At 59.0% G+C, this 11,827-nt stretch carries 13 protein-coding genes; 7 read left to right on the forward strand and 6 right to left on the reverse strand.

The features are described from left to right. The first annotated feature begins 31 nt into the window (after nucleotides 1-31). A complete protein-coding gene (locus N7E02_RS14190; protein ID WP_286582678.1) occupies nucleotides 32-1,093 on the forward strand; it encodes an MFS transporter in 1,062 nt (353 codons plus the stop codon). A 66-nt stretch (nucleotides 1,094-1,159) separates the two neighbouring features. On the opposite strand, the gene otnC is transcribed toward N7E02_RS14190, so the two are convergent. The 4 genes from otnC to N7E02_RS14205 are packed head-to-tail and all read right to left on the reverse strand — an operon-like array spanning nucleotide 1,160 to nucleotide 4,108. Next, nucleotides 1,160-1,807 (reverse strand): 3-oxo-tetronate 4-phosphate decarboxylase, encoded by a 648-nt coding sequence (gene otnC, locus N7E02_RS14195; protein WP_286583826.1) that lies wholly within the window; start codon nucleotides 1,805-1,807, stop codon nucleotides 1,160-1,162. After that, nucleotides 1,804-2,385, reverse strand: coding sequence for a nucleotide-binding domain containing protein (locus N7E02_RS29715; RefSeq protein WP_353622887.1), 582 nt, complete (start codon nucleotides 2,383-2,385; stop codon nucleotides 1,804-1,806). Before N7E02_RS29715 ends, otnC begins: the two co-directional genes overlap by 4 nt. Nucleotides 2,386-2,414: 29 nt before the next feature. Further along, a complete protein-coding gene (locus N7E02_RS29720) occupies nucleotides 2,415-3,068 on the reverse strand; it encodes a four-carbon acid sugar kinase family protein (RefSeq protein WP_353622888.1) in 654 nt (217 codons plus the stop codon). A 29-nt stretch (nucleotides 3,069-3,097) separates the two neighbouring features. Next, entirely contained in the window at nucleotides 3,098-4,108 is a 1,011-nt protein-coding gene (locus N7E02_RS14205; RefSeq protein ID WP_374730724.1) for a LacI family DNA-binding transcriptional regulator, read from the reverse strand. 155 nt (nucleotides 4,109-4,263) lie between these two features. On the opposite strand from N7E02_RS14205, the gene ltnD reads away from it, so the two are divergent. Together ltnD and otnI are read left to right on the forward strand one after the other, a co-directional pair. Then, nucleotides 4,264-5,178, forward strand: a complete 915-nt coding sequence (gene ltnD, locus N7E02_RS14210) for an L-threonate dehydrogenase (RefSeq protein WP_286582680.1) — start codon at nucleotides 4,264-4,266, stop codon at nucleotides 5,176-5,178. A gap of 3 nt (nucleotides 5,179-5,181) precedes the next feature. After that, a complete protein-coding gene (otnI, locus tag N7E02_RS14215; protein ID WP_286582682.1) occupies nucleotides 5,182-5,949 on the forward strand; it encodes a 2-oxo-tetronate isomerase in 768 nt (255 codons plus the stop codon). 98 nt (nucleotides 5,950-6,047) lie between these two features. On the opposite strand, the gene N7E02_RS14220 is transcribed toward otnI, so the two are convergent. Next, on the reverse strand, nucleotides 6,048-6,668 hold the full coding sequence (locus N7E02_RS14220) for a LysR substrate-binding domain-containing protein (protein WP_286582683.1): 621 nt from the start codon (nucleotides 6,666-6,668) through the stop codon (nucleotides 6,048-6,050). Continuing rightward, on the reverse strand, nucleotides 6,641-7,024 hold the full coding sequence (locus N7E02_RS29725) for a LysR family transcriptional regulator (protein WP_353622889.1): 384 nt from the start codon (nucleotides 7,022-7,024) through the stop codon (nucleotides 6,641-6,643). The genes N7E02_RS14220 and N7E02_RS29725 overlap by 28 nt, the downstream gene beginning before the upstream one ends. Before the next feature lie 209 nt (nucleotides 7,025-7,233). Between N7E02_RS29725 and N7E02_RS14225 the strand changes: the two genes are divergently transcribed. From N7E02_RS14225 to N7E02_RS14240, 4 genes are all read left to right on the forward strand, one after another. After that, entirely contained in the window at nucleotides 7,234-8,553 is a 1,320-nt protein-coding gene (locus tag N7E02_RS14225; protein WP_286582684.1) for an MFS transporter, read from the forward strand. Continuing rightward, a complete protein-coding gene (locus N7E02_RS14230) occupies nucleotides 8,554-9,531 on the forward strand; it encodes an amidohydrolase family protein (RefSeq protein ID WP_286582685.1) in 978 nt (325 codons plus the stop codon). Nucleotides 9,532-10,262: 731 nt separating this feature from the next. Then, on the forward strand, nucleotides 10,263-11,258 hold the full coding sequence (locus N7E02_RS14235; RefSeq protein WP_374730694.1) for a Bug family tripartite tricarboxylate transporter substrate binding protein: 996 nt from the start codon (nucleotides 10,263-10,265) through the stop codon (nucleotides 11,256-11,258). A 70-nt stretch (nucleotides 11,259-11,328) separates the two neighbouring features. After that, complete coding sequence (locus N7E02_RS14240) at nucleotides 11,329-11,823, forward strand: tripartite tricarboxylate transporter TctB family protein (protein ID WP_286582687.1); 495 nt, start codon at nucleotides 11,329-11,331, stop codon at nucleotides 11,821-11,823. Nucleotides 11,824-11,827: the final 4 nt, after the last annotated feature.

Genomic DNA, 11,827 nt, shown 5'->3' on the forward strand with positions numbered 1-11,827 from the left:
CCTCCTGCCCACGATCTCAGCTGATTTGGGGATGAGCCTGCCGGCAACCGCCATGCTGGTCGTGGTGTTCACTCTTGTGCTGGCCGTCAGTTCGCCCATCGCAACCGTGCTCACCGGCGGGCTGCGCCGTCGCGATACGCTGTTGCTTGCGATGACGATCTTCACATTGGGAAACCTGATCGCCGCTTTCGCACCGGGCTTCGGTACGCTGATGCTCGCACGTATCCTGATGGCGATCGCAGCAGGGCTTTATGCACCGAATGCCAATGCACTGGCAGGCATGATTGTCCCGCCCGAAAAACGCGGCCGGGCGCTTGCAATCGTCAGCGGAGGCATGACGATCGCCATCGCACTCGGCTTGCCACTCGGCTCGATCATCGGGCACGCCTTCGGTTGGCGCACCACCTTTCTGATGGTCGCGGCGATGGGTGCCGTGGCGATAAGCGGTATAGCTGCCGGCGTTGATCGACAGGCGGGCGCAGGGATGACGATCCCGAGCATGGGTGAGCGTATAAGCGTCATCAGCCAGCCGCCCATACTCAGGCTTCTGTCGGTCACTCTGTTCTGGTCGATGGGCGCCTACACAGCCTATCCCTACATCGCACCATATCTTTCTTCGACGCTGGGATTTTCAGATCGCGGCATCGCCTCGACAGTCACACTCTGGGGAATTTTTGCGGCCTTTGGCGTATTCACCGGCGGCATACTCAATGATCGCTTCGGTTCAAGGAAAGTTGCAATAGGCTCCTTGGCCGCCCTCGCCGTTTCGTTCGCGGCCCTGGCTCTTGCTACCCTTCTGTCTGACCTGGCGTCGATGGCGGTGGTCTTTGCAGCCGTCGCAGGCTGGGGCTTCAGCGTCTGGTCATTCTTCCCGGCTCAGATGGCGCGCCTCATTGTCGCTGGCGGCCAGGCCCGGTCATCCGTCGCGCTTTCTCTCAACACATCCACGATGTATCTCGGCTTTTCCATAGGCAGCGCGTTAGGCGCAGGTATCATCGCCATCGGCAATGTTTGGATGATCGGCGTTGCCGCAGCTATCTCGGAAGTGCTCGCTTTCACGCTCGCTCGGCTATGGGCGCGCAAGAACAGTTGAGACAGGAAACCGTCACTTTCATTTCTTTAGCCGGATGCTGCCATCGCTGAACAGCTTAAGGACGGGTCAGGTTTGCCGCTTTACCAAGTCGTCACGCTGCTGCGGCGTCAGCGGTCTGATCTTTTCGCCACGCAGCATCAGGAACAGCTTGGCCGTTTCCTCCAGCTCCTCTGTCGCATATTGTGCCTCGCGCAAAGACTTGCCCGCTACGACGGGACCGTGATTTGCCAGCAAAACCGCATGACTATCGCGGGCACGCTCCCTCACCGCTTCCGCCAAGGCCACATCACCCGGCGGAAAGTACGGGGCCATGGGCAGTTTTCCGACCCGCATTACATAATACGCGGTCAGCGGCGGCAGCAGATCATCCGGATCGAGCCCGTCGATAAGGCTGATTGCCACGGCGTTGGTGGAATGGAGATGGACCACGGCACCGGCAGAGCTGCGTTCGCAATACATGCACTGGTGGAGAAAAGCCTCCTTCGTCGGCTTATCGCCGTCGATGTGGACGCCTTCGGCGGAAAATCTCGACAGGCGCGCCGGATCAAGCGCGCCGAGCGAAGCATTGGTCGGCGTCATCAACAGATCGCCATTCGACAAGCGCGCGCTGATATTGCCCGTGGAGCCAAACGTGAAGCAACGATCGAACAGCGACTTGCAGACCTCGACGATCTCGTCCCGCAAACGCGTTTCTTCTGAAAGGATCGCAGTCATTTCAGGACATCCCATGCCTTGAGGAAGAAATCCGGCGCGCCAAAATTGCCGGACTTCAGGGCGAGCGCCATCGGCTCCCGATCCCCCATCGTCAATGTCCATGGCACGCCCGGAGCGATTTCCTGGCCGATAAACAATGCGGAAGGCGAAAGCGCGCCGACAACTGCGCCTGAGGTTTCGCCTCCGGCAACGATCAACCGACGGATACCTCTCTCCCGTAACCCGATTGCGGTCTGCGCCAGAAAATTCTCGACAACCGCCCCTGCCTTTTCATGACCCAGGCTTTTCTGAGCGGAAAGGACATCCTCCGGATCGGCACTTGAATAGATCAGCGGCACGGCATCTCCGTGTGAAAGCGCCCATTCCAGCGTCTCGCCGACAGCGACGCGGCCTTCTGCAATCGCGATAGGATCGAGTTTCAGGGCCGGCAAGCCGGCATCGATGACCTGCTTGATCTGTCCACGTGTCGCCTCCGAGCAGGAACCGGCAAGAATGGCGGCGCCTCCCGTTGGCGCCTCGAACCGGCCGGCAGCATTATCAGCGGCAAGTAGCCCGGCACGCCGAAAATTCTCAGGCAAGCCGATCGCGATGCCGGAGCCGCCGGTAATCAGGGAAAGTCCGCAATGGCCTCACCGATGACGCGCAGGTCCATATCGGAAATCGCGTCGACGACAACCACTTGTTCCCCACGCCGTTTCGCCTGTGCAAAGGCTTCACGTATACTCCCGACGCCGCCGGAAACCGCATCATGGGTGACCAAACCGACCTTGGATCCCGACTGCGCAGCCATGAGGCGGACCAGGGACGAGTCTGTCATCGGCGTCAGCGGGTGATGGCGCATCGGGCTGTCTGAAAGCAGCTGATCACCGACGAAGAGATGCCCTTTATAGATCGTCCGGCGGTTAGCCGGAAAAGCCGGGCAGACGATCGTCAGGTCTGTCCCGAGTTCTGCGATAAGCGCATCTGTGACAGGACCGATATTACCCTTGGTGGTGGAATCGAACGTCGAGCAGTATTTGAAAATGATCTGGCGAGCGCCGGATACCTTCAACCATGCCAGCGCCTCAAGCGACATGCTGACGGCCTCGGCGGAAGGGTTCGTGCGGGATTTCAGCGCGACCACAACTGCATCGACATTGCTGAGGTCGAAATCCGCCGGCGGTATGCCCACTGTCTGGATCGTGCGCATACCCTCGCGGGACAGCGTCAGGGCCAGATCGGTTGCTCCGGTCAGATCGTCGGCAATTGCGCCTAGCAGCATGTCATTCCTCCGTATTGCATGGGGCCCGCTCAGGCGGTTGCTCCCTCGATGATTGAAAATCCGGTATCGATGATCCGGCTCTCCTGCGGACGTTTTGGATTTTCGAGTAAGATCTCGACGGCGGTTTTGCCGATGGCAAAGCGGTTGGAGAGCACCGTCGTCAGCGGTTTGGGTAGGACTTGGCCTATTTCCAACCCGTTGAAACCGATAAGTGCCAACTCCTCCGGCACCGAAATATTGGCCGCAAGGCAATGCATGAAGCCACCGACCGCCATATCGTCATTCGAAAAAGCGACGGCATCGATGCCTTCGCTCTCAGCCAGCAGGCGGGCAAGCGTGTTGCGCCCCTCCAGTGTCGAGCTGGGTTGCTCCGCTCGGCGCTCGGCCGCCAGCGAAAGACCGGCTTCCGCCAGACCTTCACACAGTCCCTGATAGCGAGCATGGGCGCGCCGGTCCGTCTCCCAGTCATGGCCGACATAGGCGATTTTGGAATAACCGCGTTTTACGAGGTGGCGCGCCATGGAACGACCGGCCTTTCGATGCGACAGACCGACCGCGAGATCGATTGGACGATCATCGATATCCATCAGTTCCGCGATCCTGACGCGACTGGCTTCAAGCATGCGTCTCGCAGCATCCGTATGCTCGAAACCGGTGACGATGAGGGCTGCCGGATGCCAGGCGAGAAGCGATGAGATTAGATTCTGTTCGGTTTCGAGATCATAATCAGTCACTCCGATCATCGGCCGATAGGACGTACCGCTAAGTGCGGCATTGATACCGCGCAGAACTTCCGGGAACACGATGTTCGATAGTGACGGCAGAATGACGCCGATGATCAGGGAGGAGGACGACGCAAGCGATCCGGCAGCCCGGTTCGGTACGTAGCCGAGTTGATCGATGGCCGCGCTGACGCGCCGTCTCGTCTCCGGCGCGATGGACCCCTTATTGCGGATGACACGGGAAACCGTGTTCTCGCTGACATTGGCCAGACGGGCTACATGGGCGAGCGTCGGCGTGCCTTGCGTCGAGAGCGATATAGGGTCTTCGGCCGCACGGCCTTCGTCCGTCATTTGGCGGCCTCCAGTTTTATCTCAGCGCTAACATAACTTGCTTGAACAGATCAAGAGGATGTGCTTTGAGATGATGTTAGCGCTGAGATAGCAGTTCATTCCATTCAAGGAGATGCTTTTCCATGTCTCGCCAAACGAAGATTGCTGTGATCGGCCTTGGTTCGATGGGGCTCGGCATGGCGCGATCGGCATTGAAAGCCGGTCATCAGGTCCGCGGCTTTGACGTAAACCCCAAGGCGCTTGAGGCGCTGGAGGCACAGGGTGGCATCACAGCATCCACGCCTGCCGACGCCGCCAGTGGCGCGGATATCTCAGTCATCGTCGTGGTAAACGCAGTCCAGACCGAAGCTGTTCTGTTCGGCGATGACGGTATTGTCTCCGCAATGAGCCCTGGATCAGTGATCGTCTCTTGCGCCACAATCTCGCCCGCCGAGGCAAAGTCATTCGCCGCCCGCACCGAGGCTGCGGGTTTGCTGTATCTCGATGGCCCGATCAGCGGGGGCTCGATAAAGGCCAGTTCCGGTGAGCTGACTGTCATGGCGTCAGGGTCGGCTCAAGCCTTCGAGGCGGCCCGGCCGGCGCTTGAAGCCATGGCGGCCACCGTCCACGAGCTCGGTAACGAGCCGGGCGTCGGGTCATCTTTCAAGATCGTCAATCAGTTGCTTGCCGGGGTGCACATCGCCGCCGCATGCGAGGCGATCACGTTTGCGAAAAGCCTCGATCTCGACATTTCCCGTGTCTTTGACGTGATCACCAAGTCGGCCGGCAATAGCTGGATGTTCGAAAACCGGATCCCGCATGTTCTGGAGGGCGACTACACACCACACAGCGCCGTTTCCATCTTTACGAAGGATCTCGGCATCGTAACCGACATCGGGCGCCATCAGAAATTTCCACTGCCGATCACCGCGGCTGCGCTTCAACTTTTCATCATGACCGAAGCTGCCGGCATGGGGCGTGACGATGACAGTTCCGTCGCACGTCTGCTCGCCCAGATCGCCGGGCTGCAACTGCCTGGCATGCCCGAGGAGGAATAAATCGTGCCGAAATTTGCTGCGAACCTTTCCATGATGTTCAATGAGCGACCGTTTCTGGAGCGCTTCGAGGCCGCAAACCGGGCCGGATTTAGGGCCGTTGAATATCTCTTTCCCTACGATCATCCTGCTGATGTCGTCGCCCGGGCGCTGCATGACGCCGGGCTGAGGCAGGCTCTCTTCAACATGCCGCCCGGAGATTGGGCTGCCGGCGATCGTGGTCTCGCCAGCCTCCCGAACAGGCGAGAGGAATTCGACGCTGCGCTTTTGACCGCCATCACCTACGGCAAGGCGCTGGGAACACCTCTTCTTCATATGATGGCCGGTATCGCCCCATCAGATGACAAGGCGGCCGCGGTCTGCTTTCGGGAAAACGTGAAGAAGGCGGCGGACGTCACGGCCGAGGCCGGTATCGGCCTGGTCATCGAGCCGATAAACAAACGCGATATGCCGGGATATTTTCTCAACGACTTCAATCGGGCCTTCGACCTGATCGTAGAGCTCGACCACCCCAATCTCACTTTGCAATTCGACGTCTATCATCGTCAGATCCTGCACGGGGACGTCATCACTGCATTGAGAAGCATGGCGCCACGTATCGGGCATATCCAGATAGCCGCAGTGCCTAATCGCCACGAACCGACCACCGGCGAACTGGACGATAGGCGCATCTTTCAGGAGATCGATGCGATCGGCTATCAAGGCTATGTCGGTTGCGAATACAGGCCTGCGGGCAATACAGAGGACGGGCTCGGCTGGATGGCTTCGATCTGAAGCGATTTCGCGGTACCGAAGGCCGGGCTCGACCGGCCTTCATGGCCGTTGTCGCAACGCCTTGGCGAGAAGAAACTGCGGCAGCGGAAAAGCTCTCGTCAGCCCTCATGCTGGGGAGATGTTTTCACTAGCTTCTGATTTTCCATCGCAACACGAAGCTGTGCAAGAAATGCCGCGACCGCCGGAGTAACCGGTCGATCGCGCCGGGTAACGATCCCATACGACCCCATGACCGAGGGCAAAGTGACCGGTATTTCGTCGAGCAGTTGATGGCGAATGTAGAAGTCGGACACATCTCCCGGCATCACGGCCAGCATATCGCTTTCATGCATCAGCGCCACCATTGTCATCATGGAGGATGTCTCCACGATGTCCTGCGGACCTGACAATCGCATTTCAGCAAGGACCGGTGCCAGGACGTTGCGCATCGGGCTACCGGCCGGCAACAGCGTCCAGGGCCACCTTCCCAGTTCCCTTAGGCTCACCGAAGGTCTGAGCGCGAGCGGATGCTGTTTGCGGCCGACCACTTTCAAAGGTTCGTCGATGAGATCAACGTAATCGAACTCGCGACGATCGCTCAGCACCAATGGACGCGCGAGCAGGACATCAAGCTGGCCGTGCAGAAGCGAGGCGACAAGCACATCGCTGGTGTTCACATCCACCGAAACCTGCAATCTGGGATGCTCCAGCTTCAGGGCCGCGACGGCCTTGGCCAGCACGAAAGGAATGGCACTGATGACGGCGCCGATCTTGATAGCGCCGGTCGCCCCTGAGCCAGCGAATCCAGCTCCTCTCTCGTGCGTATGATCTCGGTCCGCATAAGACGGGCATGCCTTATCATCACCTCGCCATAGGACGTTGGCCGCATGCCCCGCCGGCTTCTTTCGAAGAGAGCCACGCCCACGGCAGCTTCGAGATCCTGAATGAGTTTCGTCGCCGTTGGCTGGGTCATGTTCAGAGCGGACGCTGCCTTTCGCAGGCTAGCCGCCTCCCCTAGGCCTATGAGCAGCAGAAGCTGCGAGCTCTTCAGATGCCTCAGAAGAGAAAGACCACGATCGAACCTTTCGGACGCCACGGACAAACCTCCATTGTCGAACAATCCTCCAGTGATCCAGAAATCCGATCACATGATCTGATTATTTCATTATTTTGGAATATCCAATCAATTCTATATTTCCTGCGGAGACACGGTGAAGGGAACACCGATCAAGGAGGTCGGTGAGATTCGCCGGAGGAGTGAGCAGCCTGATGGGCTGCTTCTTCGATCAGGGAGGATTGCAATCAATGTCTGAGATTGAACAGGGACGCTTTGCCTATGGGAGGGTCCAGGCCAAGGACGGAGCCGCAACGAATGTCAGATGGTACATTTTCGTAGTCGTCTTCCTGCTCGTGGTCATCAACATGGTGGATCGCACCGCACTGTCGATCGCCATGCCCACCATTGCGGCGGAATTTTCACTCGGCCCCGCAATGCAGGGGCTCATCCTCAGCTCCTTCTTCTGGAGCTACGCGCTGATGCAGATTCCGGGCGGCTGGCTTATCGACCGTTACGGCCCGCGCTCTGTGATCACGCTATCGACGGTGGGATGGGGCGTTTTCCAGACGATCGCGGGATTTACCACCGGAGGCATCTCGCTTCTGCTGACCCGCATCGGCCTTGGGACAGCCGAAGCTCCGCTGTTTCCATCCGGCGCCAAGCTCAATTCGATCTGGCTTTCCAGCAAGGAGCGGGCACGCGGCGCCGTGTTCATGGATAGCGGAGCGCCGCTCGGTGCGGCCTTTGGTGGCGTGCTGATCAGCTGGCTTATCCTCGCCCTCGGCAGCTGGCGTCTAGCCTTTATCGCAGCCGGCCTCGTGACGATCGTGCTCGGCTGGTTTGCGTGGCGCTACCTGCGCGACAACCCTTCCACCCATCCCGGTGTCAACGATGCCGAAAGGGACATCATCAAGGACGTGGGAGAATCGAGGCAGGAGAATGCGGAATACGAGCCTTCCCATGTCCTTCGCCGCTCACTCCTGGGTCTTGTTACCGGTCGCACCGGATGGGCGATGATAAACTTCGGTCTGCTAACCTGGGGACCGAGCTATCTGGCGCAGGCTCGGGGTTTCAACCTCAAGGAAATGGGCGGGGCGACCTTCGTCATTTTCCTGGCCGGCATGCTCGGTTCGCTCGCCAGCGGCTTCATTGCGGATAAGCTTCTGGCAGCGGGTTACAGGCGATCGGTCGTCTACAAGCTGCTTCTGGGCATCACCGGCCTCGGTGTTGCGGCGACCTTCATCGCTCTACCCCATGTCAGCAACCCGATCATCGCGGTCGCGCTGCTGTCCGCAACGCTGTTCCTGCTTTATTTCGGTAGCCTCTACTGGAGCCTCCCCTCGATCCTCGCTCCCAAGAGCCGGGTGGGGATCGTTGGCGGCACGATGAATTTCGCCGGCAGCATCAGTGGCATTGTTGTTCCGATCCTCACCGGCTTCATCCTGCAATGGACAAATGGCTCCTACGGAACCGTTCTCGGCTTCTTTGCAGGCTGCGCGATCGTCTATGTGATTGCCACCATCGCGATCGACTTCAACGAAAGCACTCCCGTAAGAAAGGACAGTTAATTGCAGAAATTTCCTTTGTGGGATGGCCCGATCGTCGATGCGCACCAGCATTTCTGGGATCCCGTCGCCAACGATCATCCCTGGCTAAAACCGGAGGCAAACATCCCCTTCCGCTACGGCGATTACAGCTCGATCAAGCGGCGGTATCTTCCACCTGAATACCTGGAGGATTCTGCAGGCTACAACGTCGTACAGACCGTCTATGTCGAAACCGAATGGGATCCGTCGGATCCTATCGGTGAGACCCGTTACGCGACGAAGGTAGCCGAAACATTCGGCCTTCCGAACGCCATCGTGGCGCAGGCATGGCTCGACAGGACCGATGTCGCCGACGTACTTGAAGGCCAGGCATCTTTTGGCTTGGTTCGCAGCATACGCCACAAGCCCGGCGGCGCCGAAAACGCTGCCAGCGCCGCGGACCATCGAACCCTTATGACCGATGAGAAGTGGCGCAGAGGATACGCCCTTCTCGAAAGGCATGGCCTGAACTTCGACCTGCAGACGAACTGGTGGCACCTTGATGAGGCAATCCTGCTGGCAAGGGATTTCCCGAACACGACCATCATTCTCAATCACACGGGTCTGCCTTCGGATCGATCAAGCGAAGGCATTCGCGGCTGGCACAGGGCCATGGGCAAATTTGCGGAAATGCCCAACGTCTGCGTCAAGATCTCGGGCATTGGCCAGCAAGGTCGGCCGTGGACGATCGAAGACAACGGCTACATCATCGCGGAGACAATCGCCATGTTCTCCTGCGAGCGGGCAATGTTCGCCAGCAACTTTCCCGTTGATAGCCTTTGCGGGTCATTCAACGAAATCTATTCGGGCTTTAGGGACGCAGCTGCCCGATATCCAACCAGAGAGCAGGCCAAGCTTTTTGCAGAGACGGCTCGAAAACACTATCGATTGAAGACACCAAACGAAGATGTCCTCTCTATAAGCGAGCCCGCCAGCCGCCGCGCGAGTAGCTCCCGATAATGCCGGCTGCTCCCCACGCGCCTGCGAAAGAGGGCAATCGTGGTGGCAATCATCAGCGGAAAGGTCGTTCAAGGCCTCCGGCTTTCTCCGCCGCAGCATTTGCAGGCGGCGGGGAACTTAGCCATTGAATTCGACTCCACCCGCGATCCGGTTCGCCCGTTTCGAGCTTGAGGCGCCGAGATGGCTTGAGCATCGTCGCTCAGAAGTAACCGCATTTTTCACCGAAAAATTTTTCCGCTGCATGGCTTTCAAGGCGGCTGGGCTCATTCATTGGATGGTTCATTTCCGCGGATGCGGTGAACAAATCGATTAGACCCTCCTCAAATCGCGTGTCGTATACCGACCCGGACCTGTCCGCAAAATTTTGTATACAGAATTCTGAAGACTTGATGTCCACGGTTAAATATCCTATGAATTTCACCGGATGGAGGAGATTATGACGTCAGCACGATGCCAGATGATAGCCGACCCCGCGCTTGCCGCAGGTAATTCGGAGATCAATGGGGCTCGCGCTTACAAGGGCTCAAGCACCCCCGCCTCCATTCCGTTTTCTCGAAACAATGCTGCACCTGCCATGGCTGCTGAGACCGGCGTACCGCGCCGTCTGTCCATGGCGGCTGACTGTTCGAACTCGCATGGCGCGCCAAGGACGCACCCCGCCGCCGCCTGAGAAAGCTGACATATCGGGATGCAGAAGAACCTGCAGCCGTTTCATCTAAAGGAGGAATAAGATGAAAATCAAAGCACTATCGATCGGAATGACACTGGCCGCTGCCACGATGCTGGCGGGTCAGGCCCTTGCCTTCGAACCCACGCGCCCCGTCGAATTCGTCGTTGCCTCGGGTCCCGGTGGCGGTACCGATAACTTTGCCCGCACCATTCAGTCGATCATCACCAAGCACAAGCTCATGGATCAGTCGATGGTCGTCCTCAACAAGGGCGGCGGCAGCGGCGCAGAAGCATTCCTGTATGCCCGCAAGAACGAAGGCGACCCGAACAAGCTCTATTTCGGCACCAACAATGCTTATCTGCTGCCGCATGTGGCCAAGCTTGCCTATTCGATGGAAGACCTGCGCCCGGTCGCAGCACTCGCTTTCGATGAATTCCTGATCTGGGTGAAGGGCGATTCCGAATACACGACACCGGCCGCGCTCATCGACGCCGCCAAGGCCAAGCCGAACGGCGTCGCCTTCGCCGGCAGCCAGTCCAAGGATACGGACGAAACTCTGGTAGCCCTGATCGAGCAGACCAGCGGCGCAGAGTTCAAGTATCTGCCGTTCAACGGTGGCGGCGAAGTGGGCGTTCAGCTCGCCGGCGGCCATGTCGCAGCGAATGTCAACAACCCGAACGAAAACGTCGGCCAATGGCAGGCGGGCGCCGTCAAGCCGCTTTGCGTGTTCTCCGACAAGCCGATGGCCAAGGGCGAACCGGTCTATGACGGCAAGGGCTGGGGCGACATCCCGACCTGCTCATCGGCCGGTCTCAACATCCCCTCCTACAAGATGCCGCGCACCGTCTGGACCGCAGCCGGCACTCCGGATGAGGCAGTGACCTATTACAGCGAAGTGCTGAAGAAGGTCAGCGAGACCCCGGAATGGGCGGAATACATCCGCAAGACCTCGCAGACGGGCGACTTCATGGCTGGTCAGAAGCTCCAGGACTTCATCGTCACCAGCGAAAAGAACGCCGTCGGCGTCTTCGAAGCCGAAGGCTGGCTGGTCAAGTAAGTCTCCAAGCCTAAGCGACGCAAGATCCGGCGCGTGAGTGCCGGATCTTCCCGATCGAAGGAAATCAATCATGCGTATCAAGCGACTCCATGTGGAGATTGCCACCGCCGTGACCCTGGCCGCCGTCGGCGCCCTCGGTTCCACGGGTGCTCTTGAGCTCGGCGTGAGCTGGAGCGAGTCCGGCCCGATGCCGGGCTACTTCCCGTTCTACGTGGGCATAATCCTGATCATTGCCGCGGTGGCCAGCGCGGCTCAGGCCCTATTCCGCGCAAGAATGGGCAGCGAGGAAATGCGGGAGACCTTCCTGGAGCCCGAGCAGACGCGCCGGGTGCTTTCCTTCCTGCTGCCCATGATCGTGTTCGTCATCGTGACGGCCTTCCTCGGCACCTATGTCGGCACGACGCTGTATCTCTTCTACGTCGCTTGGCGGAACGGCGGCTATAAGCCATGGATCGCAATCCTGATCGGCCTCGCCTTCTCCATCGCGCTCTTCTTCGTATTCGAAAGGGCGTTCCAGGTGCCGCTTCACAAGGGCCCGATCGAAGAAATGCTCGGCATTTACTGAGCGA

The sequence above is a fragment of the Terrirhizobium terrae genome, from assembly GCF_030323265.1.
In the GTDB taxonomy this organism is placed as follows: domain Bacteria; phylum Pseudomonadota; class Alphaproteobacteria; order Rhizobiales; family Rhizobiaceae; genus Neorhizobium.